The sequence below is a fragment of the Ferviditalea candida genome, assembly GCF_035282765.1.
GTDB lineage: Bacteria > Bacillota > Bacilli > Paenibacillales > KCTC-25726 > Ferviditalea > Ferviditalea candida.
Window position 1 is genome coordinate 40,440 of the sequence record NZ_JAYJLD010000012.1, and the last position, 24,103, is coordinate 64,542.

Here is a 24,103-nt window from a genome sequence, read left to right on the forward strand (position 1 = left end):
GGGATAGACCTGCTCCAACCGCTTTTTTAATGACCTAAATTGATCTTTCTGAAACTGATCTTTAAGGGGCTTTTGGGACGGCCCCGCCGTGCATGTCAATTTAGTTCCGGCTTAAAGTGCTCAAAATCTGAACTTGCTCAACGAATCCTTCAGCGAATTGGATACGGTTTCCAACTTATCGGATAGCTGCACCAATTCCTCACTGACATTCAATTGCTCCGAGCTTAATGAAGCAACTTCCTCCGAGGTCGCCGAGGATTGCTGAGACACGGCGCTGACGCTTGCCATCGCTTCGGAAAGCACCCTTTGTGACTCCTCAAGCTGTTGAATCGAGCCTGTCACATCATCCAGCTGGAGAATAAACTGCTGCATGTTCTCTTGAACATTTTTAAAGATCAAATCGGCTTCTTTGACGGAATCAATCTGCTCCTGGAACAGCGGGTACGCTTCCGACATGACGGAAACCGTCTCGTCGATTTCGGTTTGAATCGTCTCGGTGATTTGTCCGACCACATCGATCGATTGACGGGATTGGTCGGCCAGCTTGCGGATTTCATGCGCAACCACCATAAAGCCCTTGCCTGCGGCGCCGGCGCGGGCCGCTTCGATCGTGGCGTTCAGCGAAAGAATGTTGGTTTGTTTCGTAAGATTGTTAAGGACTTCAAGGATTTTGCGGATCGATAGCGTGCTTTCTTTTAATTGGTTTACTTTTTCCACCATGGATCTGGTAATTTCTTCGGTAGCATTCGTCTTCTTGATCAGCTCGCCCATATATTCAATCCCTTGATGGCTGACCTTTTCCATTTCGGAGGCGGCTGAACCCATTTTGATATTGGCTTGTACAACATGGTCCATCTGTGTGCTGATATGCTGGGTGAGATCATTGCCCCGTTCCGCTTCGACGGCCAAGGTGGCGGCTCCGTTCGCAATCTCCTCGGTGGCTATCGAAATCTCCTTGGAAGCGATAGCCGTTTTTTTCGAGGAATCCGACAGCTCGGCGGCATTATTCAGCACCTCTTGCGCCGACAGGTTGGTCTGCTTAACCAGAAGCATGATCTGTTCCATCATCGTGTTAAAGCTGTCACCCACCTGACCGATTTCGTCCTTGCTGCGGAATGCGGTTCGCACATTCAAATTCCCTTGTGCGCCTTGCTGCATTAAGTTACGGAGCTCGACCAGCGGCCTTCCGATCATGCGAACCACCAAATATCCGATAAGCACTGCCAATAATGCGGCCGCTCCGGCAATTCCAAAGGTTGCCCAGAAGATCTTGTCGGTTCCCTCCAGCAGCTCGCTGAGCGGCGCGGCGCCAACCAAAAACCAACCCGTGCTTGCCGATCTGCTGACAACGACCAATTGTCCGTTATAGTTGAATTCCTGCGGCTCCTGCTTGGATGTATCCACAGGAATATCGGTTTTCGCGCCGATGCTCTTCTCATCCGCGGCCATCATGACGGTTTTATCGGGGTTTATCAGCATCGTGCTCCCGCTTTTCGCTATTTGAATATTTTTCAGCTGTTCCAAATAAGGATGCACTCGGATTTCCACGACAAGGGCGCCAAGATTTGTTCCGGCAACGGTGTCCCACCATAGTCTGCCCACTGCAATTTTGCTTTCCTGCCCATTCGATTGGCCGGCAATTCCGAAGAATTTCTGATGAGTATCCATCCAGAACGGCTTGCCATCCTTGGCAATTATTTTTTTATACCAATCCTGATTTTTATAAGAATCATCAATACGGCCAAATGAAGAAAAGCTAGGAAGATCGCTGCCCGAGAAAAAATTGATGCCTGCGATCTCTTTGTTAGCAAGCGCATAGCTGTTGAATTTTTCTGTCAGTTTTTTGGTAATCATCAATTTATCGAATGAGTCACTGGCATTGTTGAGTTGTCTTAACATATCTTTGATTGAGGTGTCCAGCATCATCTGTGTGGTTATATTCTCGTAATTTTTAAACTGCAGATCCAGCCGCCCGACGCTTTGATCCATCGTTTTCATCGAAGTATCGGCCACTTCTTTGGTAATGACGTCTTTGGATATGTAATAAGAGATGAGGCCTGCCAAAAGCACAAAAAAAACGATGCTTACAAAGAAGTTCAGAAACAGCTTCAGACCAACCGATTTCGTTAGGTTCATCTGTCTAAAATCCCCAAGTGAACTCATCAAAGATGAGATTCGTTTCTTCCAAATCGAGGCATTTTTACTTTGATTGTTTGCTTGATTCAAACTTTCTCACCGTCCTAAATTTCTGGTTATGTTAAGCTAATTATGCATTATTTTCTTTTCGACAGTATTTGCCAAAATCCCTCTATTCCACGACAAAAAAATAAAAATTAGTAAAAATGATCTAGGAGTCTGTCTGAAGTAATCAAGATCGTGAATATTTATTCAATTTAAAAATTATTCCGAAAAAGGGATGGCACTTCACCGCTGTTAAAACCAGAAATATGATTGGATTTTTAAGGTTAATTCCCGGTTTTGAAGGCGGACGTAAACTTTCCGTGCTCATTCCCTTATTCCTCCATACTCCATTTGAATAAAAATTCACGAAAATCATCGGTCGGACAGACTCCTAGTGGTTGTCCGATGGAAGCAAAAAACCGCCGCGCTCGGGACTTTTTCGATCATCGGAATCTTCGGTCTATCTTTTTTGCATCCGCATCAAATCCATCGGCTTGACCGGGAATTCCGCTTTCATGCTGACGATTTGCAGGGGATGCCTGGCTGCATCCAGCAAATGTCCTTCCTCATCCCGGAGCTCTCCGATTGTCTGTTTGAAAAGCGTGCCGTCAGGACCGAAAAATTCTGCCTCCTGACCGGGTTTGAAATGATTTCTCTGCTGAATCGCGGCAATCTGCGAAACGGGATCATAATCAAGCACAACTCCCGCAAAATCATAGTCGGCGCTTTTATCCTCCGGGGTATAAATATGATCCTCATGATCGGGCTCATCAAAATAATATCCGGTATTCAGCGGACGATTCGCCGCTTTGTGAATTTCTTCAAGCCAATCCTCGTTCAATACATAATGCTCGGGATCGTCGCAATACGCATCAATGGCCCGGCGATATGCGTTGACGACAGTCGCCACATAATGAAGACTTTTCATTCTGCCCTCAATTTTCAAGCTGTCCACTCCCGACTCAATAAGCCCAGGAACCGCTTCGATCATACTCAGATCTTTGGCGCTCATCATAAACTTGTCGTCATCGGACCCAGTTAAGGATATGGGCGGCTGTTCCGCGCCTTCCTCGAACAAGTCGTATTTCCAGCGGCATGACTGGCAGCAACCACCGCGATTGGAGTCGCGGTCGGTAAAATGGTTCGAAAGCACGCAGCGGCCCGAGTAAGATGAGCACATGGCTCCGTGGATGAACGTTTCGATTTCGATGTCCACATGCCGCTTGATGTCCCTGATCTCCGCGAAGCTTGCCTCGCGCGCCAACACCACTCTGGACACGCCTTCCTCTTTCCAGAATTGGACGGCCTGCCAATTCATCGTCGATTGCTGCGTGCTCAAATGGATTTCCAAGCCTGGAGCTGCGCGTTTAGCCGCTTCGATAATGGCCGGATCCGCAGTAATGATGGCGGCGATCCCCACATCCTCAAGATCCTTCAAATAACTTTCCAGACCGGGCAGGTCTTCATTGTGCGCATAAATATTCGTGGCCACGAACACCTTCGCCCCGTATTTCGCGGCAAATTCGACTCCCTCGCGCATTTGCGCAATGGAAAAATTATCGGCATTGGACCTAAGGCCGTACTTTTGGCCGCCGATATATACCGCATCCGCTCCGTAATGAACGGCAAATTTCAGTTTTTCCAGACTGCCGGCCGGGGCAAGCAATTCCGGTTTGACCAGCCTTTCCCGGATCGGCGCCGCAGCTTTGGTTACCGCCAACGTCATGTCCCCATCTCCTTTTTAGGCATCGTGATGAAATAACTTCCACTAGAACATCACGAGCCCTAGTCCGTTAATAGACTTGCTCTTTGTAATAAAACCCGAAAGTCAATTCCCGTTTCGGGTCCTGCAGCCGCTTGATTTGTTCCAACCATTCGGGGTTCAACCGATAAGCGCCGGGATCGGATAAATAAGCTTCAACCGCTTCCCGGTAAACTCGGACGACAAGCTCATTGTATTCTGTCGTTTTCATCAAGCCTTCGATCTTGAAACTGTCGATCCGCCCCTCCATCAGTTCATGCAAACCTTCAATCATGCAGATATCGTCCGAGCTCATGATATGGGTGCCGTTGACGTCCTCATAGATGGGAAAAGCCAGCTCCCGGCGCTCCATCTCGACCAAATACAACCCGCGTTCCTTGTCCGCGGCCCGATCAGCCGGTTTGCCCCGATGCTCGAAATAGCTTTTGACAAGCTCGCGTTTGGAATGATAAATGTTCGTCATTCCGTGCACCTGAACCTGTATTTCCACCAGGGCGTTACGTTTGATTTCGAGAACTTCCTCCATATTCAATTCCCGGGCCAATATTGCCCGGGAAGCTCCCTTGTCCGCCCAATAATTCGCCGTGGCATAATTGGTCGAGGTCATTTCGGCGCTCCAATGCAGCTTCAGTCCCGGAGCATGCTTTTTAGCGGTCACCAGCACAGCCGGATCACCGAACACAATGGCCTCCACGCCAAATTGCTCAAGACGCCGCAAATAATCGGGAAGCTCCGCGAGCGCCTCATTGTTCATGATCTGATTGACGGAAACGATAATCCGGGCTTGCCGGCCGCGGGCAATATCCACCGCTTGGGCAATTTGCTCCAGCGGAATATCGCCGGGAAGTCGCAAACCGTATTTTTGCTCCCCGATATTGACCGCATCCGCCCCCGCCTCGACCATTCTCGACACTTCTTCGAGCGAACCGGCAGTGACTAGGATTTCCGGCCTGTATGACATGGATCGCTTCACTCCAATTCATCATCTTGAAAATTCATTTCCACTGAAAATGCGTTTTCCATTATATCTCATTTTTGACCGATTTTCGAGGCGTTCTTTTTGCTGATCTCGATGTTTTTCAGATGTTGTGGGAGGGTTTCGGCAAAATAATGGGCGTTTGTTCCGTCCTTTTTCGTTACATAGAAAAAGTACTTGGTCTTCTCCGGATAGAGCGCCGCCTGAATTGCCGAAATGCTGGGACTGGCGATCGGTCCGGGAGGAAGTCCCTCATGAAGATACGTATTGTAAGGGCTTTTGGTTTGGTACAGGTCTCCTTCAATCAGTTTTTCCTTTTGATGTCCCAAAGCATACTGCACCGTTGCGTCGATTTGGAGCATCATCGGAGGCTTGTCATGCAGGCGGTTATAGATAACCCCGGCCACGATCGGGCGTTCCTCGGGAAGCACGACCTCACGCTCCACCAAGGAAGCGACGGTCAGCATTTGATGGAAGCCGATCCCCAGCTTGTCCAGCTGCTTCCGCCAGCCGACAGGCAGCGAATCGATCCGTTTATCGAACTCCAAAAGCATCCGTTCAATGATATCCTTCTCGCTGCTTCCTTTTTTCAGCTCGTAAGTTTCCGGAAATAGATAACCCTCCAATGGATATTTAATGGAAGCATTAACCGGAATATCGTTGATGTATTTTGCGGAAAACTGCTTGGGTTCCGAAACAAGCCGCAGAAATTTGGATTTGTCCGCTATTTTCAGCTCGGCCAATTTATCGGCAATTTGTTCTGCCGTGTATCCCTCGGGAATCGTAAAGCGGTCCGTTTCCTCCTTGACCGTATCCCCGCTGTTCAGCATCCGGATGATTTCATCGAGCGGCGTTCCTTTCGTGACGGCGTATTCCCCTGCCTGAAAGTGCTGCCCTTCATTGCGATATTTCAAATATAATTTGAAAATAAAGCCGTTGCGGATCAAACCGTTTTGTTCCAATAGGGAGGCAATTTGCGAAGAATTCATCCCCTTGTCAATCGTAATATGCACCTCTTCCATTGACGCCTTTACCGGCTGGAGGGCAGAGACGGCGTAAAGGGCGCTTGCTCCGACAGCGCCCAAAAAAAGCAGAACGACAATGATTGTCCAAACTGCGGCCTTCGGCATGATCCTTTTCGGATGCTCCTGCGCATCCGGTTTGGTTTCTTCTTGCTGTGTCATTCCCGGCACGTTTTCCTCTCCCTATCTTGGATATGCACTGCGAATATTGGGCATGGGAAAAGAGCGACCGCGTCGCCCTGATATTGTCCTGCCCGTTTTATTCGTTCAAATGATCGGCAAATGTCATCTCGTCGTACAGTTCGGCCACATCTTCCCATTCGTCGTCATCCTCAATCGACTCCAACTGCAGTTCTCCGTTTTCGTTCCGAAGCACGCGAAAAATGGCTACCTCGTCCTGCTCCGCCAGCTCATCGGATTGCATAACGGCATATATTCTGTCTTCCAGGCCAAATTCGCTGAGAAGCCGGTAAACAGACGATTCTTTCCCTTCGTCAAAAAGAACGATATCCTCGCCGTATTCATCGCGCACCAGGCTGGAAGGCTTCAAATCTTTTCGCGAAAAGCCAGTCACTGTCATCGTCTCCACCCTGTTGGTATTCGGTTAATCCGTTTCTTCATTCATTTCGGCGAGCAGAGTATGGAACGTTTCCTCAACCATGTTCCATTCCTCTTCATCGTCAATCGTATACAGCGTAATGTCATCGCCGTCCTCTTCGTAGCGGAAAGCATAAACCTCGTCCACATCGGCTTCCCCGTCGGACGGAATCAGCATCATATATTTTTGATCCGAGCCGTCAAGCTCGAATTTCATGAGGACTTCAAATTCTTCCTCATTGCCATCCTCATCGGGGATGTATATCACTTCGGGTTCTTCCGTTTCAAATTCTTTATTTTTCATACGTCACCTCATTGATTTGATTTTGTATCCAAATAGCCCTGAAGGATAAACACGGCAGCCAGCTTATCAATCACTTGCTTCCGTTTTTTGCGGCTGACATCCGCTTCAAGAAGCGTTCGCTCCGCGGAAACAGTCGTTAATCTTTCGTCCCAAAGATGGACGGGTATTTCTAATATTTGTTGCAAGGATTGGGCAAATTCCATGCAAATTTCACCACGGGGTCCGATCGTTCCGTTCATGTTTTTAGGCAGGCCGACAACAATTTCCGAAACCTCGTATTGCTCCATCAGCTGCCGAAGCCGCTCAACATCCCGTTCCCAATCCGTCCTGCGGATCACTTCCACACCCTGAGCCGTCCACATCATTTCATCGCTGACGGCCACCCCGATCGTTTTATCGCCGTAATCCAGACCCATCAGTCTCATATGCCGCTCCCATAGAATACCAATTGGCCGATGGATGACCATCGGCCTCGTATTTGCTTATTTCAAATGTGTTTTTAGATAAGATTTAACCAATTCCTCAATCAATTCGTCCCGTTCCCGCTTTCGTATCAGGCTGCGAGCGTTGTTATGACGAGGAATATAGGCAGGATCTCCGGACAAAAGATAGCCGACAATCTGATTGATCGGATTATAACCCTTCTCCTCCAAAGCCTCATATACAGCCACGATGATTTCTCTTGGCGCGACTTCGACTTCTTCAGATCTGACGTCAAACTTCATGGTTTTGTCCATGGAACTCATCAAGCGGCACCTCCCCTAAAACTCAGCCTTCCGGCAGCCGACGCGCAAAATTCAGCAGCATATTCCGCAGCATATACGGTTATAGAAGTTTATATTCTCTGCGGCGAGGAAAATTCCTTTTTTTGCGAATTCATTTCCAATCAGCCAGCATTTCTTCGACTCTCCGCAGGGCATCCTGAAGCTTGGATGGATCCTTCCCTCCGGCCTGGGCCATATCGGGTCGGCCACCACCGCCGCCGCCGCACAGCGCAGCCGCCTCCTTGACGATTTTACCGGCATGGTAGCCTTTGGCAACAAGATCTGGAGTAACGGAGGCAATCAGCTGGACTTTGTCATCGGCGACAGACCCCAGAACGATCACCGCAGAACCGAGCTGGTTCTTTAATTGATCGGCCATGCTGCGCAGCGATTCCATGCTGCCTGCGCCGACTTTGGCGACAAGCGCGGGAGTACCACCGATCGATTTGACCTGTCCGGCAAGAGAACCCGCTTCGATGCCGCTTAGCTTGTCGCGAAGCGACTCATTATCGCGTTCCGCTTCCTTGAGCTGCTGCAGCAGAGCTTCAACCCGTTTGGGAATCTCCTGAATGCCCGCTTTCAGCAAGGAGGCCGCTTCCTTCAGCAGATCCGTCTGACGATCGATAAAAGCATAAGCATGTCTGCCGGTCACCGCTTCAATCCTGCGGATACCCGAACCGATGCCGCTTTCGCTGACAATCTTGAAAAGAGCGATCTGGCTCGTGCTCTTTACGTGGCAGCCGCCGCACAGCTCAATGCTGTAATCGCCGACCTGCACAACCCGGACCACATCCCCGTATTTCTCGCCGAACAGGGCCATGGCTCCCATTGCTTTCGCTTCCGCCAGCTTCTTATATTGAATTTGCAGCTCTGTGTTTTTCCAGATCTGCCTGTTGACTCTGTGTTCGATGTCCGCCAGTTCTTCCGGAGCTATGCTTCCGAAATGTGAGAAATCAAACCGCAGCCGTTCCGGCTCAACCAGCGAGCCGGCCTGATTGACATGCTCGCCGAGCACCTCCTTCAACGCCTTATGCAGAAGGTGGGTAGCGGTATGGTTTTTGACGACATCGTCCCTGAACTCGGCGGACACCGCAGCAGTTACCGTATCGCCCACGCGGAACGAGCCCGATTCTACCCGAACTGTATGCACATGCTGCCCGTGGGGAGCTTTGCCTACATCCTCGACAACCGCTCTGGCCGTGCCCTTGGTCAGCGTGCCGTGGTCGCTGACCTGCCCGCCGCTCTCCGCATAAAAGGGCGTGCGGTCGAGCAGGATCCGGCATTCCTGCCCTTCCCCGACCAAATCCACAAGCTGCTGCCCCACCACAATACCGATGATTTTAGCATTTATCCCCAACTCATTATATCCAACAAATTCACTTTTAACCGTAAAATCGTCAAGCGGCCCGCCCTGAACATTCATGCTGCCGGTATCCTGTCTCGCCGATCTGGCGCGTTCCCGCTGCTCTTCCATCGCCGCCTGAAATCCGGCTCGGTCCACGGTCAACCCTTTTTCGCGAGCGTAATCCTCGGTCAGATCGAACGGAAAGCCGTAAGTGTCATACAGCTTGAAAGCTTCGGCTCCGGGTATTTCCCCGAGCCCCCCGTCAAGCGCGCGTTCGGTGAGCTCCGCCAGAATGCCCAAGCCTTCGGTCAGGGTTTCGTGGAATCTCTCCTCTTCGGTGCGGATCACTCTGATGATGAAATCCTTTTTATCGACGACTTCGGTATAATACATTCCCATGATCTCCCCGACAACGGGCACGAGCCGGTACAGGAAGGGCTGATCAATACCGAGAATTTTGCCGTAGCGCACCGCCCTGCGGAGAAGGCGGCGGATGATGTAGCCTCGGCCTTCATTGGAAGGAAGAACGCCGTCCCCGACGGCAAACACAACCGTACGGACATGGTCGGCAATCACCTTCAAGGCGACGTCGAATTCCTCGGATTCCCGATACTTCACACCCGCAATGCTGCAGGTTTCCTGAATGATCGGTTGAAACAGATCGGTGTCGAAGTTGGAATCAACATTTTGCAGGATTGAAGAGAAGCGTTCCAGACCGGCGCCCGTATCGATATTTTTGTTGGGCAGCGGCGTCAAGGAGCCGTCTTTATTGTGATTGAACTGGGAAAACACAAGATTCCAGATTTCCAAAAACCGCTCGTTCTCGCCGCCCGGCCGGCATTCCGGATCGGACAAGTCCCCGAAGTCGTCGCCCCGGTCAAAAAAGATCTCCGTGCAGGGGCCGCACGGTCCTTCACCGATGTCCCAGAAATTGTCTTCGGTTTTGTAAATACGGTTTGTCGGAATCCCGATTTTCCGGTTCCAGAAAGCATACGCTTCTTCATCGTCGGGATAAACGGTTACGGACAGGCGCTCCGGATCGAAGCCGATCCACTTCGGGTCGGTCAAAAATTCCCAAGCCCAGGTGATGGCTTCCTCTTTGAAATAATCCCCGATCGAAAAGTTCCCGAGCATCTCGAAAAACGTATGATGGCGCCGTGTTTTTCCCACATTTTCGATGTCATTGGTGCGGATGCATTTTTGCGCATTTGCGATTCGCGGATTGTCGGGCTTGACGCGCCCGTCGAAATAAGGCTTGAGCGGAGCCATTCCGGCGTTGATCCACAGCAGCGAAGGATCGTTGTGCGGAACGAGCGATGCGCTCGGTTCAATTTTATGTCCCTTGCCGGCAAAAAAATCGAGCCATTTTTGTCGAATTTCACTTGATTTCATAGGAATTTCATCCTCCGATGGCTTGAATAAAATAAAAAAAGCCCCTCATATCAGGGACGAAAAAACTTCGCGGTACCACCCTGGTTAGTGCCATGCCGGGCCAAGCCATGCATGCAGTCGCCTCTTGCAGCCGATAACGGAGCCGCCCGTTGGAGTTTGTCCACACTCGGAAATCAGCATTCGGCCGCTCTTTGTCATGGAGACTCTTCCAGCCTTGATCCCGACGGGAACAAGGAGCCTCTTCTCTGGATAACGGTCTTCGGCCTACTTGAATTTCTTCTACGCTTTCTTATTGATCAACCTTTATTCACTCAAATAAAAATTATAAACTTCCGATTACTCGATGTCAATATTGATCCGGTCACTTATCCGGCATCTTCCCATACTCCGCTTCCGCAAACAATGAATACAATTGACTCCCTCTCCCTAAGCAGGGGTTCGTTCAATGTAGAAGCGGTAAACATGCTGCAAAATCACCTTCATCACGGCAAACAAAGGGACGGCCAGAATCAGTCCGATCACACCCGCCAGTTCTCCGCCAACCAGCAGGGCGAAAATGATCATCAACGGGTGCATATGCAGCGTTCTGCCCACGACCTGGGGAGAGACGACATTGCCTTCAAGGATCTGCACAACCATGTTGACAATTACGACCATCAGCACCATTTTCATCGAAATGGTCGAAGCCATCAGAATAGCCGGCGCCGCTCCGAAAAACGGCCCCAAATAAGGAATGATGTTGAATATCGCGACGAGACTGGCCAACAGCAGCGGATAGGGCATGCCGATCAGCCGGTAGCCGATGTAGGAGAGGATGCCGACAATCAAACAGACCAATAACTGCCCGCGGATATAATTGCCCAAGGCCGTATCGATATCGATCAGCAACCGGATGGTTTTCTTCCGGTGAGCTTGAGGAACGACGGCTAGAGCCGTCTTTTCAATCAACTGGTAATCTTTCAGCATATAGAAGGCCAGAAACGGAATGATGAATGCGACAAACAGCATATTCAGCGTGCTGCCGATTTCATTGACGAATTTGGATACCGATCGGGAGATTTGGTTTTCCATATTGATCAGCGAACGGTTGATGCCTTCACGGATACTGTCCGGAAGCAGTTTATTCCGGTTTATGCCGTCATACCAATTCTGAGCCTTCATGGTCAGCTGCGGCATGTGCTCATTCAGCTCTTTCAGCTGCTTCATAAACATCGGAATCAGATTCAGCATGATGACTGTAACCGATGTAATGAATACGGCGTAAATCAACAGCACGGCGACGGTTCGCGGAACTTTCCTTTCATTCAGCAGCCGGACGATCGGATTGAGCATATACGAGATGATCATCGCGATCAAAAACGGCGCCAAAACAGCACGCAAGAACACGTAAACATTCATAATCAGCGGTTTGATGAGTAAAAATATATAGAGAATCGCTAGCAGCAGAAGAAGATAAATCATTGCGACAAACAAACGATTCTTCGTAAATTTTTCCATGCGACATGCTCACCGTCCCAGGTTTCTTTTAACAGTATATGTACAACCTGCACCGGTTCATTCATTCGTTTGAAGGCAAAAAAACGCCCGGCTCCTTTATCCGAAAAATCGGATCGAACCGGACGCTCTGGCAGCGCATGATTAATTCGCGTGGATTTGCTGCGGGATTTCCTCTTCGAAAAAAAGATCATCCAGCGAGCTCAGCGTTCCGTCTTCTTCCACTTGATAGACGGACATTTTGTCGCCGTTAACCGTCAATTCGATAAAGCATCCCCAGCAGTAAAACTGGTGGGAGCCGATTTTACCTATATCCTTGGAATTACAGTTTGGACATCGCATCATGCGGCGCTGCTCGGCGGAAATGCAGACGTGCTTGGAAATATCCTTGGAATTACAGTTTGGACATCGCATCATGAGAATCACCTTGCTTCCTATTCGATTAATGAAAAGAATCCAACCCATCTATTTCGAAGCCTATTATTTGTCTACCCAAATTGTCGTTGAAATAAACATCCGCCTGCCCGACTGGACCAAAAATTCAATGCTGCCCGTCCCACGTCAGGCGGTATAGCTATTCAAGCAAATTCGGAAGGCTGAAATCCCTTCTATATTGTAATACGAAGTTATTTACGCAAACGATTCACAATGGTTGCGGCAATTTCCGCAGCTCTGTGAATTTCCTCTTCCGTATTGCCCCAGCCGAAGCTGAACCGGACGGCCGAATGGGCAATCTCCGGGGACAGATTCATAGCCTCAAGCACATGGGATAATTCAAATGATCCGGAAGTGCAAGCAGACCCGCTGGAGGCGGCTATGCCCTCAAGATCAAAATTCATCAGCAGAGTTTCCGTATCCGTCCCGGGAAAGCTGACGTTCAAAATATGCGGCAATCTCCTGTCGGAATTGCCGTTCACGATAAATCCCGATTCCGGATTCAGACAGGACTGCAGCGTAAGCAGGAATCGCTGCCGAAGCCGCTCCATCTGCTGCCGTTTCTCGGACAGGTTCTCCTTGGCGAACTGAACCGCTTTGGAGAAGCCGACGATTCCGGCGACGTTTTCCGTTCCCGCCCTGCGTTTGCGCTCCTGGTTGCCCCCGAACAAGACAGGCGACAGCCGAACGTGAGGAGAGACGTATAAAGCTCCGACTCCTTTGGGGCCGTTGATTTTATGAGCCGAAAATGTCATCAAATCGACGGGCAAGTCCGAAAGATCGATCTCTTCGCTGCCCAGCGCCTGTACGGCGTCGACATGAAACAGGATTCCCTGCTTCCGCGCAAAGCGGCCGATTTCCGATATCGGCTGAATCGTCCCTACTTCATTGTTGCCATACATGACGCTGATGAGAAAGGTTTCCGGCCGGACGGCAGCCTCAAGCTCCGTTAAACTGACCACGCCCGAGCCGTCAACGGGAAGATAGGTAACTTCATACCCGAGCTCTTCCAAACGACGGCAAGCGTTCAAAACGGCATGATGCTCCACTTGGGTAGTAATCAGATGTTTTTTGTCCTTCCCGTATGCATTGGAAACGCCGAACAGCGCCAGATTGTCGCTCTCGGTGCCGCCGCTCGTAAAAACAAGCTGTCCGGGTTGACAGCCTAATTCATTCGCTATGAGGTCTCTGGCGTCATTCAGGGCCTTGCGGGCGGCCCGGCCGTAGGCATGGATGCTGGACGGATTGCCGAAATGTCCGTTCAGATAGGGCAGCATGGCTTCGAATACAGCCGGCTGCAGCGGAGTTGTCGCCGCATGATCGAGATAAATGGAGGGTGTCATTTAGGCATCACCTTATATATAGAACATATAGCTGTCATGTTGTCCATCGTCTTGATAGTTGATGAGATGGGCCAAAGTGGTTGAATCCAGCACTTCGGCGATGCTGTCGCGGATGCGCATCCACAGGTCCCGCTTGGCCGGATCGTCCTCTTCGGTGAAATCAACAGGACTGATCGGTCCTTCCAATACGCGAATGATTTCGCCCGAATTGATCTCTTCCGGGGGTCTGGACAGAATGTATCCGCCGTAAGCCCCGCGGATGCTTTTGACCAAGCCGGCATTCCGAAGCGGTGCAACCAGCTGCTCCAAATAATGCTCCGACAGCTCGTTTTTTTCGGCAATGCTCTTCAGAGAAACGGGACCCTCGCCGTATTTGCCGGCAAGCTCCATCATAATCGTCAGTCCGTAACGTCCCTTTGTCGAGATTTTCAAACTAGCACCTCATTTTACAGCGATATAATACAATTTTTCCCTGTTTTTCTGAAAAAACTCAAGGTTTTCCAATGAGTATCTATATGTTATCACAATCCTGTCCCATATAGACCGAGAAACATTGACAGAAATATGAAACCGGCATCCGCTGTTCATTACCCATTATCACACATTATTCATATTATTCAAGTAAGAATTTGTTTGTCAATTTTCGTTTATGATAAAATATAGGACATAACCAATTGAAGCGGGGTATTCGAAAATGAATAAATCCAAAGCGGAAACGCGGATCGTCGTCGGCATGTCGGGCGGCGTCGATTCGTCCGTTTCCGCTCTGCTGCTCAAGCAGCAGGGCTATGACGTGATCGGGATTTTCATGAAAAACTGGGACGATACCGATGAATTCGGACACTGTACGGCCGAAGAGGATGCGGAGGACGTCCGCAGGGTTTGCGGCCAAATCGGCATCCCCTATTATACGGTCAACTTCGAGGAAGAATATAAGAACAAGGTGTTTGCCTATTTTTTGGACGAATATCAAAAAGGCCGCACGCCGAATCCGGATGTCATGTGCAACCGGGAAATCAAGTTCGGAGAATTTCTGAACAAGGCCATGCAGCTGGGAGCGGATTTCATCGCTACCGGGCACTATGCACGCATCGATGTTCTGGAAGGCCGCTATCGTTTGCTTCGGGGCATAGATCCCAATAAGGACCAGTCCTATTTCCTGCACCTGCTTGGACAATCCCAGCTTTCCAAAGCCATGTTTCCGATCGGCCATCTGCCGAAATCGCAAGTGCGGGAAATCGCCAGCCGCGCCGGTCTGGCCACGGCGCGAAAAAAAGACAGCACCGGAGTCTGCTTTATCGGCGAACGGAATTTCCGCGAGTTCCTGAGCGCCTATTTGCCGGCTCAGCCGGGACAAATCCGCACGCTGGACGGGGAAGTCAAAGGAACGCATGAAGGGCTGATGTACTATACTCTCGGACAGCGTCAGGGATTGGGCATCGGCGGTTCCGGCACAGGCGAGCCGTGGTTTGTGGCGGAGAAGGATTTGTCTGGCAATATTCTCTATGTCGCGCAAGGTGCGAAGCATCCCGCTTTGTTTTCACGCGGCTTGCTGGCCGCGGATGTGCATTGGATCAGCAATGAAGCTCCGGAGGATGCTTTCCGCTGCACCGCCAAATTCCGTTACCGTCAGCCCGATCAAGGGGTTGCGATCTTCAGAAAAGCGGACGGCGCCTGGGATGTGGTCTTCGATCAGCCGCAAAAAGCGATTACGCCGGGACAAGCCGTCGTATTCTATCAGGGAGAGGAGTGCCTTGGAGGAGGCACAATCGATCAAGTCTACCGGGAGCTTCCCGAATACATGCAAACCGGCGCCGCAAACTGACCGCGGCGCCCTTACTTTTCCTGCTGCATCGTGATTTTTTTAGTAAACATTCATTTTGCTGCGGAAGCGGAGTATGGGAAGATGCCGGATAAGCGACTTTGGCTTTGAGTTTTAACCATCGGAAAGTTAATTGATAAAAAACTCAAAACAACGGAGCTTGGAGGCATTTCCCATACGCAGCTGGAAGCAACCCTAAATGAATACATCTGAAACAAATCACGAAATCAGCCGCAGCCATACATACAGCCCGGTCAATGTAATGAACAACGTGGGCACCGTCAACAAAATCCCGACCTTGAAATAATACCCCCAGGTGATTTTGACCCCTTTTCTGGATAGCACGTGCAGCCACAACAGGGTGGCCAGCGACCCGATCGGGGTAATTTTGGGACCCAGATCGGAACCGATGACATTGGCATAAATCAGCGCTTCGCGGATCAGGCCGGCCGTGCCTGTCGCTTTGACGGCCAACGCGTCGATCATGACGGTCGGCATGTTGTTCATGATCGAAGAAAGGATTGCAGCAATAAAGCCCATCCCGATGGCCGCCGCATACAGGCCCTGATCCGCGATCACCTGCAGGATGCCGCTCAGCTTGTCCGTCAGCCCGACATTTCGCAGGCCGTACACGACAACATACATGCCGATAGAGAAAATGACAACGGCCCACGGAGCGTCTTTGATCACTTTTTTCGTATCGATCGCATGACTTTTTCGGGCTGCCAAAATAAAGACCAAGGCAGCGATGCCGGCGATGAAGGAAACCGGAATACGGACAAACTCACTGGTCAGGTAAGCCGCCAGAAGCACCGAAAGGATCAGCCAGGACAAACGAAACAGACGAATGTCCTTCAGCGCCTCTGCGGGCTTTTTCAACTCCGAAAATGCGTATTGGGAAGGGATGCTCCTTCCGTAGAACAGATACAATACGAGAATGCTGGCTCCCAATGAAAACAAATTGGGAATGATCATCCGCGAAGCATATTCGACAAAGCCGATGCCGAACACATCGGCGGAGACGATGTTCACCAAATTGCTGACGGTGAACGGAAGCGAGGTCGTATCCGCGATAAAGCCGCTGGCCATAATAAAGGCCATGATCATTCTGTCTTCAAATTTAAGCGCACGAACCATCGATAAAACGATTGGCGTTAAAATCAGCGCAGCGCCGTCATTGGCGAACAAGGCCGATACCGCTGCGTCCAACAGGATGACGTAAATGAACATCCGTTTTCCGTCTCCCTTGGCCAATCTGGCCATATGAAGAGCCGCCCATTCGAAAAATCCGATCTCGTCCAAAATGAGCGAGATGAGGATGATTGCCACGAAGGTCAATGTCGCATTCCAGACGATTCCGGTAACCGTACCCACGTCCTGAAAGCTGACGACGCCGAAAGCAAGCGCCAAAACTGCGCCTCCGGCGGCCGACCAGCCGATATTCAAGCCTTTTGGCTGCCAAATTACAAAAACCAGGGTAATGATGAAAATTAAAAAAGCAATCAAGACCATAAGTCTGAAATTCCTCCGAATCTTTGCGGAATAAAATTTAAAATACTGCGTTATTTTCCTTCACGGTTATTTTCCTTCACATAAAAATTGCTCGATCCTTGCGCGGATGCCGTCGCGCACCTCGGCGAATTTGCTCGTGATTTCCTCTTCCGTGCCCGTCGCTTTGGCGGGGTCTTCAAAGCCCCAATGCCACTTCACCGCATTTTTGTTGGTGACCGCAGGACAATGCTCATCCGCATGCCCGCATACCGTGATCACATAAGCGGCTTTGTTCAACGTCTCCAGATCGATCAGATCGGAAGTATGCATGCTGATGTCGACACCCGCTTCTTTCATCGTCTGCACTGCGCGCGGGTTCAAGCCGTGAGCTTCCAGTCCGGCGCTCTTCACTTCAAAACGGTCTCCCCCCAGCTTTCTCATCCAACCCTCCGCCATTTGACTGCGGCAGGAATTTCCTGTGCAAATAAAATAGATCAATGGCTTTCCCATGATGGCAACTCCCCTTCTTTTTATTATATCGGGCATTTATTCAGGGCACTTTCTTCAATGCGCCCGCTCTGTGAAGGCAATAAACCCAGGATTTGCTCCAGAGCAGGGTGGCTTGTCTGATTCAAGGAATAATAAATCCACTGGCCGTGCCGCCGCTCCCTGACCAATCCTCCCGCCTTCAATTTTCGGATATGCTGACTGACATTCGGCTGGCTGGTTTGCAGGATATCCACCAGTTCACATACGCAGCATTCTCTTTCCTTAAGCAACGCCAAAATGGTAAGTCTGGTTTTATCCCCGAGCAGCTTGAAGATTTCGGACATTTTTTCGGTTTCATCCATCGGTACCCCACCTCCATTCCAGCATCCATTAATTATATAATCATTAAATTATATTTAAAAGTTAAGTTTTTGTAAATGGCTTCAATAGGCAAGCTTTTAGCGGTGTTCGGGAAATTTCGAATAAGAAGGTTCGCGGTTCCTAAAAAGAATGGTTGAAATGGCGGTCGTCGAAGTCGCAGCACCCAAATTGAAGGTATAGTGGTCGTAGAGCCGCAGATTGCTTATTAGCTCCTATACAATTCTCCCTTACCGGTAGATATATTGGTCTGGTTGGAAAAGAACAATTTGTGCATGATGTTTCATATTAGAAAGGTTCTATATATCGTAACAAAGGCGTTTCTATATTATTTATCATACCGAATCTATTTAAAGGCATGGACAGCTATTTTTTTCTCCCGCCGCTAATCGTCAGCCCTTCGCTCTCCTGCGCAGCTGATTGATCTTCATTTTTTCTTCCATGCCCTGCTCGGAGGCCTCGAAAAATACATCTCCCTCCAATCCCGTTGGAAGATATGCCTGATCGACGAAATGGCCCGGGTAATCGTGAGGGTACTTGTAGCCCTTATGCCCCAATTGTTCAGCCCCTTGATAGTGGGCATCCCGAAGATGCAGCGGCACCTCGGCCGTTTTAATTTGTTCCATCCGCCTCATCGCCCGCTCGATCGCAAGCGGAATTGAATTCGATTTCGGACTCTCCACGGCAAACAATATTGCCTGGGAAATAACATACTTCGACTCAGGCCAGCCGATCTTGTGGTAAGCATCCATCGCCGTCACCGACTGCACCATTGCTTGAGGATTGGCCAATCCGATATCTTCACTGCAGGCCACAATCAATCTGCGGAGAAATACCATCGGATCCATCCCCATTTTTTCCACGGCGTACAAAAACCAGAACAGAGCCGCATCGCTGGATCCCCGGACACTTTTGTGGAATGCGGAAAGCACGTCATACTGCGTTGATTCGTCAGCCTTGACGATCGGCCTGCGGATCGATTCCTCCGCCACTTCCATCGTGATCCTGATTTTTCCGTCCGCTTCCGGAGCGGTCGTCATAGCCGCCAATTCCAAGGCGTTCAATGCCTTGCGGATATCTCCATTGGCCATCCGGGCAATATGCTCCAGCGCTTCGGCATCGACCTGCAAATCCATAAAGCCAAGTCCTCTCTCACTGTCCGCCAATGCTCTTTGCAGCGCCTGAAGGGCATGCCCATGGTTCAGCGGCTGCAGCTGAAACAGCGTGGACCGGGAGAGCAGGGCTCCGTTCACATGGTGGAACGGATTTTCCGTCGTCGCCCCGATGAAAATGATGATCCCTTGCTCCACTGCAGGCAGCAGGGCATCCTGCCGCGAGGTGTTGAAGCGATGCACTTCGTCCAGAAAAAGAATCGTTTTCCTTCCATACAAATCCAGATTCGTCCCGGCCTGCTCAATGACGTCGCGAACGTCTTTGACTGAGGCGTCCACCGCGTTCAGCTTCAAGAATTCGGATTTGGTGTGATGCGAAATAATGTTCGCGAGCGTTGTTTTTCCGGAGCCCGGCGGACCGTACAGAATAATCGAGGTCACCTGATCGGCTTCGATCGCCCTGCGCAGCAGTTTCCCTTTGCCTACGATATGCTCTTGTCCGTAATATTCGTCCAGCGTTGCCGGCCGCATCCGGTCAGCCAACAGCGCTGCCGGACGGGACGACTGCTGATATGAAAACAAATCCACTTTACTTCAACTGCCTTTTTTCAAGTTTTTCGCCAATAAATCTCTGACCACAACGCTGGCCATAATGAACCCGACGACCGGCGGAACAAAAGCATTGCTGGCCGGCGGCTGCTGGGCTTTGCGGATTTCCGGGGCGTTCTCCGGCACAATCTGCTGTGTCACGTCCTGACGCGGTTTCAACGGCTCCTCCGTGGAAAAGACCACCTTAACCCCTTTGGAAATTCCTTCCTCTCGCAGTTTTTGGCGGACCACCCTGGCGATCGGATCTACCGACGTTTTTGAAATATCCGCCACCTGGAAACGGGTGGGATCCAGCTTATTGGCGGCCCCCATGCTGGAAATGATGGGGATCTTGCGTTCCAGACACTGCTTGATCAAATGGATTTTATAAGAGATGGTGTCGGAGGCGTCGACAACATAGTCCAACGGATGTTCGAACAACCGCTCATGGGTTTCCTCTGTATAGAACATTTGCAAAGCCACCGCATCACAGGCCGGATTGATCTGCCGGATCCGTTCCTTCATCAATTCGGCTTTCGGCTGCCCAACCGTCGACAGCAGCGCATGCAGTTGGCGATTGATATTGGTGATGTCCACAACATCCTTGTCGATCATGACGATTCGCCCGATACCCGTTCGCGCCAGGGCTTCGACGGCGAACGATCCGACCCCGCCGATGCCCAAAACGGCCACTGTGCTGTTCCTCATGATCTCCAGTCCTTCGGGGCCGATGGCCAGCTCGGTTCTGGAAAATTGGTGAAGCATGCCCGTGTTCCCCCTTCTTCAAACTGCCGCAGCCCGCAGCGGCGGATTTAGGCATCGCGAGCCCTTATTGAGCTTTGACCGCCACGCGGATGGACAGCTCCTCCAATTGTTTGGAATCGACCGGAGAAGGAGCCGCCGACAGCAAATCCGTCGCGCTGGCAGTTTTCGGGAATGCGATGGTTTCCCGCAGGTTGCTCCGGTGCGACAGCAGCATGACCAGCCGGTCGAATCCAAAGGCGATTCCGCCGTGCGGAGGTGTTCCGTATTCGAATGCCTCAAGCAAAAATCCGAATTTGTCGTTGGCCTCTTCCTTCGAAAATCCAAGTGCATTGAACATTTTTTCCTGCACGTCGCGCTGATAGATCCGCATGGAACCGCCGCCGACCTCATATCCGTTAAGCACAAGGTCATATGCCTGGGCGCGGATCTGACCGGGATCCGTATCAAAATAGTGCAAATCCTCCGTCTTCGGCCTTGTGAACGGATGGTGCTCCGCGACATAGCGTTTTTGCTCTTCATCGTAGCCGAGCAGCGGAAAGTCCACGACCCAAGCGAATTTGAATTGGCTTTCGTCAATCAGCCCGAGCTCGCGCCCGATTTTTAAACGAAGATTGCCGAGCACATCGGCGACGACTTTTTTGCTGTCTGCAGAGAACAGCAGCAGATCTCCTTCTTCGGCCCCGGCTCTCTCCTTCAACGCATCCAGCTCCGATGCCGAGAAAAACTTGACGATCGGCCCCTTCATTTCGCCGTCCTTCACTTGAATCCAAGCCAAGCCCTTTGCTCCGTAGCGTGCGGCAAACGGGCCGAGATCATCGATTTCTTTGCGGCTCCATGTTCCGCAGCCTTTCGCGTTCAAAAGCTTGACCTGCCCGCCTTTGGCGATGGCGGAAGCGAACACCTTCACTTCGCTGTTCACAAACAGATCGCTCAGATCGACTAATTCCAAGCCGAAGCGGAGATCCGGCTTGTCGGAACCGTATTTGCCGATCGCCTCTTCGTACGGAATGCGCATAAACGGAGTGGGAATTTCCACGCCGACGGTTTCCCTGAACAGGCGCGCCATCAATTCCTCCATCATGGACAGCAGCTGATCCTGGGACAGGAACGAAGTTTCGATGTCCACCTGGGTAAATTCCGGCTGACGATCGGCACGCAGGTCCTCGTCGCGGAAACAGCGGGCGATTTGATAATATCTTTCCATGCCGCCGACCATCAGCAGCTGCTTGTAAATTTGCGGCGATTGCGGAAGCGCGAAAAATTCCCCGGGGTGAACCCTGCTGGGAACAAGATAATCTCTCGCGCCCTCCGGCGTGCTCTTTGTCAAGATCGGAGTCTCGACCTCCAAAAAACCGTTCTCGTCCAAGTAATCGCGAAACACCTTAGCGGCTTTGGAACGCAGCATCAGCGTGCGCTGCATTTCGGGCCGGCGAAGATCCAGGTAGCGGTATTTGAGCCGAACCGATTCATCCGTTTCAATCCCGTCTTCAATAAAGAACGGCGGCGTTTTGGCGGAATTGAAAATTTCAATCTCGGTGATCCGCACCTCGATATCTCCCGTCTGAAGATTCGGGTTGACCGTATCCGGATCACGCTCCACCACCTTGCCTTTTACCGCCAATACATATTCGCTTCTTACGCGGTCAGCCGCGGCCAGCGCTTCCCCTGAAAAGTCGGGATTAAAAACGATCTGCACAATCCCGCTCCGGTCGCGCAGGTCGATGAACAGCACTCCCCCCAAATCACGGCGGGTTTGCACCCAGCCGTTCAGAACAACCGTCTCGCCGATATGGCTCTTGCTCAATTTCCCACAGTCATGCGTCTTCAGCAACATGATGATTCGTACTCCCCTTCGAAATGATGGTTTTTATTTTAAATTTACTTTTTCTCTGCAAGGGCCTCGGCCAGCCTGTCCAACGGAATCGTTTCCTGCTGTCCGTCGGCCAAATTTTTCAGGGATATATTTCCCGCGGCCAGCTCATCCTCACCGAGAATCGCGGCGTACCGGGCTTGGAGCCTGTCGGCCGATTTCAGCTGGGCTTTCATTTTGCGCGACTGGTAATCCTTCTCCGCCGTCAGTCCCCTGCTTCTTAATTGAAACAATAGTTCCGCAGCCTTCATTTCGGCCTGTTCGCCAAGGGCGATCAGATAGACATCCGGTTGGGGGGAAGGCGGTATCTCAATGCCCTTGGCTTCCATCACGAGCAGAATCCGTTCCAGTCCAAGTCCGAGTCCGACCCCGGGCTGATCGTGTCCCCCGACCTGGGCGACCAATCCGTTATACCTCCCGCCGCCTCCGACCGTATCGATGGCTCCGATGCCTTCCGCTTTATATTCAAATGCGGTATGCGTATAATAGTCTAACCCGCGGACCAACCGGGGATTGACGGAGTACGGAATGCCCATCGCTTCCAGAGCTTCGCGCACCTTCTCAAAATGCGCGCTGGATGCTTCGCTGAGGCTGTCCAAAATCGACGGAGCTCCCTCAAAATGCCCCTGGTCCACCTTGCAATCAAGAACCCGCAGCGGGTTGCGTTCGAGCCGGGATTGGCAGTCCCGGCACAGCTTGTCTTTCAGCGGCGTCAAAAATTCCAGCAGCTTGCTGCGGTAGAGGGCACGGTCCTCCGGCGTTCCCACGGAATTGACCTCGACTCTGACATCCTTCAGGCCGATTTCCTTATAGAATAAGTACCCAAGGGCAATCACCTCGGCATCCAGCGTCGAATCGACAGAGCCGAAAGCCTCGATACCGAATTGATGAAATTGCCGGTAGCGTCCCGCCTGCGGCTGTTCATAGCGGAACATCGGACCGATATAAAAGAGCTTGCTGATTTCCGGCTCGCCGTACAATTTGTTTTCAACATAGGCGCGCACGACTCCGGCCGTCCCCTCCGGACGCAGGCTCATGCTGCGCTCTCCCTTGTCCCGGAAGGTATACATTTCCTTCTCCACGATATCGGTCGTTTCACCCACGCCCCGCTGAAACAGCTCCGTATGCTCAAAAATCGGCGTGCGAATTTCCTTGTAGTTGAAGCGGCGGCATACATCCCTCGCCTTCTGTTCCAGGTACTGCCATTTCTCCACCGTTCCCGGAAGCAAATCCTGTGTTCCTTTCGGTTTTTGCAATACCATAAGCCATCCCCCCCTGTTGAGATCGATGAATCACTTCCCGCAAACAAAAAATCCCCCATCTCTGACCGCTGTCAGGGACGGGAGATATTAGCCGCAAATCACCCGTGGTACCACCCACATTCAAAGCTCCGAACGAAACCGGTCCTTCCTTCGTCCGGGTCTTTGCACTCTGACGGTTAACGCCCGTTCACGCAGCGCAACTAATGGGAGCCGCCGTCTGCGGTCCGTTCATCGCCTGTCCTCAGGGAGGTCTCTCATTCAGTCATCATCGGGAGGCTTGCAGCCTTGACCTCCCTCTCTGGGTATGTGGGGCCGAATGACTTTATCCCTTCATCGAATCAAAGCATCATTAACTTCCATTTGATTGTAATATCCATGTCCGGCAAAGTCAAGAACGATCCGCCAAGAGCAAGAATTATGTTACAATCGACTTATCAGAATCAGCGGGAGGGAAGGTTCGTGGAACTGGTGGGGCGCTGTGCGCAATGCCAAAAGGAAATTTTCTGCAGGGACGGATTCCTCGAAGGTGCGGTCGACGAGGACAAACGGCTGCTTTGCTTTGATTGCCTCGGCAATCAACCGGCGAAGGATTCCGGACAAAGAAAGAAACCTACAAATTAATTTGTAGGTTCAACAATTCGGTATATATCATTAAAAAGGGGGTCAATGGTTATTATAAGCAAGGTATATTAAAGGAGAATGAAAATCAGA

At 51.0% G+C, this 24,103-nt stretch carries 22 protein-coding genes; 2 read left to right on the plus strand and 20 right to left on the minus strand.

From position 1 onward, the window contains the following. Positions 1–120: 120 nt before the first annotated feature. The 13 genes from VF724_RS10040 to cymR all read right to left on the minus strand — a co-directional run bounded on the left by VF724_RS10040 (position 121) and on the right by cymR (position 14,047). On the minus strand, positions 121–2,136 hold the full coding sequence (locus VF724_RS10040) for a methyl-accepting chemotaxis protein (RefSeq protein ID WP_371754108.1): 2,016 nt from the start codon (positions 2,134–2,136) through the stop codon (positions 121–123). 505 nt (positions 2,137–2,641) lie between these two features. After that, positions 2,642–3,907 carry a peptidase U32 family protein gene (locus VF724_RS10045; protein WP_371754109.1) on the minus strand — a complete coding sequence of 422 codons (1,266 nt, stop codon included), beginning with the start codon at positions 3,905–3,907 and terminating at the stop codon, positions 2,642–2,644. 67 nt (positions 3,908–3,974) lie between these two features. Further along, the gene (locus VF724_RS10050; RefSeq protein WP_371754110.1) at positions 3,975–4,904 is read right to left on the minus strand and encodes a peptidase U32 family protein; all 930 of its coding nucleotides are present in this window, start codon (positions 4,902–4,904) and stop codon (positions 3,975–3,977) included. 68 nt (positions 4,905–4,972) lie between these two features. Continuing rightward, a complete protein-coding gene (mltG, locus tag VF724_RS10055; protein ID WP_371754165.1) occupies positions 4,973–6,049 on the minus strand; it encodes an endolytic transglycosylase MltG in 1,077 nt (358 codons plus the stop codon). A gap of 151 nt (positions 6,050–6,200) precedes the next feature. Beyond that, positions 6,201–6,521 carry a DUF1292 domain-containing protein gene (locus VF724_RS10060; protein ID WP_371754111.1) on the minus strand — a complete coding sequence of 107 codons (321 nt, stop codon included), beginning with the start codon at positions 6,519–6,521 and terminating at the stop codon, positions 6,201–6,203. A 24-nt stretch (positions 6,522–6,545) separates the two neighbouring features. Then, positions 6,546–6,842 (minus strand): DUF1292 domain-containing protein, encoded by a 297-nt coding sequence (locus tag VF724_RS10065; protein ID WP_371754112.1) that lies wholly within the window; start codon positions 6,840–6,842, stop codon positions 6,546–6,548. An 8-nt stretch (positions 6,843–6,850) separates the two neighbouring features. Further along, positions 6,851–7,267, minus strand: a complete 417-nt coding sequence (gene ruvX / locus VF724_RS10070) for a Holliday junction resolvase RuvX (RefSeq protein ID WP_371754113.1) — start codon at positions 7,265–7,267, stop codon at positions 6,851–6,853. A gap of 57 nt (positions 7,268–7,324) precedes the next feature. Then, positions 7,325–7,588, minus strand: a complete 264-nt coding sequence (locus VF724_RS10075) for an IreB family regulatory phosphoprotein (RefSeq protein ID WP_371754114.1) — start codon at positions 7,586–7,588, stop codon at positions 7,325–7,327. Positions 7,589–7,718: 130 nt separating this feature from the next. After that, on the minus strand, positions 7,719–10,343 hold the full coding sequence (alaS, locus tag VF724_RS10080) for an alanine--tRNA ligase (protein ID WP_371754115.1): 2,625 nt from the start codon (positions 10,341–10,343) through the stop codon (positions 7,719–7,721). 426 nt (positions 10,344–10,769) lie between these two features. Beyond that, the gene (locus VF724_RS10085; protein WP_371754116.1) at positions 10,770–11,840 is read right to left on the minus strand and encodes an AI-2E family transporter; all 1,071 of its coding nucleotides are present in this window, start codon (positions 11,838–11,840) and stop codon (positions 10,770–10,772) included. Positions 11,841–11,981: 141 nt separating this feature from the next. Next, positions 11,982–12,182 (minus strand): YrzR-like zinc ribbon domain, encoded by a 201-nt coding sequence (locus VF724_RS10090; RefSeq protein WP_371754166.1) that lies wholly within the window; start codon positions 12,180–12,182, stop codon positions 11,982–11,984. Between the two features lie 281 nt (positions 12,183–12,463). Further along, complete coding sequence (locus VF724_RS10095) at positions 12,464–13,615, minus strand: cysteine desulfurase family protein (protein ID WP_371754117.1); 1,152 nt, start codon at positions 13,613–13,615, stop codon at positions 12,464–12,466. A gap of 12 nt (positions 13,616–13,627) precedes the next feature. Beyond that, positions 13,628–14,047: a cysteine metabolism transcriptional regulator CymR gene (gene cymR, locus VF724_RS10100; RefSeq protein WP_371754118.1), complete on the minus strand. Its 420-nt coding sequence runs from the start codon at positions 14,045–14,047 to the stop codon at positions 13,628–13,630. 262 nt (positions 14,048–14,309) lie between these two features. On the opposite strand from cymR, the gene mnmA reads away from it, so the two are divergent. Further along, positions 14,310–15,440: a tRNA 2-thiouridine(34) synthase MnmA gene (gene mnmA, locus VF724_RS10105; RefSeq protein ID WP_371754119.1), complete on the plus strand. Its 1,131-nt coding sequence runs from the start codon at positions 14,310–14,312 to the stop codon at positions 15,438–15,440. A gap of 216 nt (positions 15,441–15,656) precedes the next feature. Here the strand turns inward: mnmA and VF724_RS10110 are convergent, their stop codons facing one another. The 7 genes from VF724_RS10110 to hisS form a co-directional block, all read right to left on the minus strand. Continuing rightward, positions 15,657–16,949, minus strand: a complete 1,293-nt coding sequence (locus tag VF724_RS10110) for an arsenic transporter (RefSeq protein ID WP_371754120.1) — start codon at positions 16,947–16,949, stop codon at positions 15,657–15,659. A 66-nt stretch (positions 16,950–17,015) separates the two neighbouring features. Further along, a complete protein-coding gene (gene arsC, locus VF724_RS10115; protein ID WP_371754121.1) occupies positions 17,016–17,438 on the minus strand; it encodes an arsenate reductase (thioredoxin) in 423 nt (140 codons plus the stop codon). Between the two features lie 23 nt (positions 17,439–17,461). Beyond that, on the minus strand, positions 17,462–17,779 hold the full coding sequence (locus tag VF724_RS10120) for an ArsR/SmtB family transcription factor (RefSeq protein WP_371754122.1): 318 nt from the start codon (positions 17,777–17,779) through the stop codon (positions 17,462–17,464). A 408-nt stretch (positions 17,780–18,187) separates the two neighbouring features. Continuing rightward, complete coding sequence (locus VF724_RS10125; protein WP_371754123.1) at positions 18,188–19,495, minus strand: replication-associated recombination protein A; 1,308 nt, start codon at positions 19,493–19,495, stop codon at positions 18,188–18,190. Between the two features lie 6 nt (positions 19,496–19,501). Further along, entirely contained in the window at positions 19,502–20,260 is a 759-nt protein-coding gene (locus VF724_RS10130) for a tRNA threonylcarbamoyladenosine dehydratase (protein ID WP_371754124.1), read from the minus strand. A gap of 64 nt (positions 20,261–20,324) precedes the next feature. After that, positions 20,325–22,094 (minus strand): aspartate--tRNA ligase, encoded by a 1,770-nt coding sequence (aspS, locus tag VF724_RS10135; protein WP_371754125.1) that lies wholly within the window; start codon positions 22,092–22,094, stop codon positions 20,325–20,327. Positions 22,095–22,138: 44 nt separating this feature from the next. Continuing rightward, positions 22,139–23,392: a histidine--tRNA ligase gene (gene hisS, locus VF724_RS10140; RefSeq protein WP_371754126.1), complete on the minus strand. Its 1,254-nt coding sequence runs from the start codon at positions 23,390–23,392 to the stop codon at positions 22,139–22,141. Between the two features lie 459 nt (positions 23,393–23,851). On the opposite strand from hisS, the gene VF724_RS10145 reads away from it, so the two are divergent. Beyond that, positions 23,852–24,013: a hypothetical protein gene (locus VF724_RS10145; RefSeq protein ID WP_371754127.1), complete on the plus strand. Its 162-nt coding sequence runs from the start codon at positions 23,852–23,854 to the stop codon at positions 24,011–24,013. Positions 24,014–24,103: the final 90 nt, after the last annotated feature.

Coding starts and splice junctions, on each gene's coding strand:
- VF724_RS10040 (WP_371754108.1), bottom strand. CDS start 2,136: ATGAACCTAACGAAATCGGTTGGTCTGAAGCTGTTTCTGAACTTCTTT.
- VF724_RS10045 (WP_371754109.1), bottom strand. CDS start 3,907: ATGACGTTGGCGGTAACCAAAGCTGCGGCGCCGATCCGGGAAAGGCTG.
- VF724_RS10050 (WP_371754110.1), bottom strand. CDS start 4,904: ATGTCATACAGGCCGGAAATCCTAGTCACTGCCGGTTCGCTCGAAGAA.
- mltG (WP_371754165.1), bottom strand. CDS start 6,049: ATGCCGAAGGCCGCAGTTTGGACAATCATTGTCGTTCTGCTTTTTTTG.
- VF724_RS10060 (WP_371754111.1), bottom strand. CDS start 6,521: ATGACAGTGACTGGCTTTTCGCGAAAAGATTTGAAGCCTTCCAGCCTG.
- VF724_RS10065 (WP_371754112.1), bottom strand. CDS start 6,842: ATGAAAAATAAAGAATTTGAAACGGAAGAACCCGAAGTGATATACATC.
- ruvX (WP_371754113.1), bottom strand. CDS start 7,267: ATGAGACTGATGGGTCTGGATTACGGCGATAAAACGATCGGGGTGGCC.
- VF724_RS10075 (WP_371754114.1), bottom strand. CDS start 7,588: ATGAGTTCCATGGACAAAACCATGAAGTTTGACGTCAGATCTGAAGAA.
- alaS (WP_371754115.1), bottom strand. CDS start 10,343: ATGAAATCAAGTGAAATTCGACAAAAATGGCTCGATTTTTTTGCCGGC.
- VF724_RS10085 (WP_371754116.1), bottom strand. CDS start 11,840: ATGGAAAAATTTACGAAGAATCGTTTGTTTGTCGCAATGATTTATCTT.
- VF724_RS10090 (WP_371754166.1), bottom strand. CDS start 12,182: ATGATGCGATGTCCAAACTGTAATTCCAAGGATATAGGTAAAATCGGC.
- VF724_RS10095 (WP_371754117.1), bottom strand. CDS start 13,615: ATGACACCCTCCATTTATCTCGATCATGCGGCGACAACTCCGCTGCAG.
- mnmA (WP_371754119.1), top strand. CDS start 14,310: ATGAATAAATCCAAAGCGGAAACGCGGATCGTCGTCGGCATGTCGGGC.
- VF724_RS10110 (WP_371754120.1), bottom strand. CDS start 16,949: ATGGTCTTGATTGCTTTTTTAATTTTCATCATTACCCTGGTTTTTGTA.
- arsC (WP_371754121.1), bottom strand. CDS start 17,438: ATGGGAAAGCCATTGATCTATTTTATTTGCACAGGAAATTCCTGCCGC.
- VF724_RS10120 (WP_371754122.1), bottom strand. CDS start 17,779: ATGGATGAAACCGAAAAAATGTCCGAAATCTTCAAGCTGCTCGGGGAT.
- VF724_RS10130 (WP_371754124.1), bottom strand. CDS start 20,260: ATGCTTCACCAATTTTCCAGAACCGAGCTGGCCATCGGCCCCGAAGGA.
- aspS (WP_371754125.1), bottom strand. CDS start 22,094: ATGTTGCTGAAGACGCATGACTGTGGGAAATTGAGCAAGAGCCATATC.
- hisS (WP_371754126.1), bottom strand. CDS start 23,392: ATGGTATTGCAAAAACCGAAAGGAACACAGGATTTGCTTCCGGGAACG.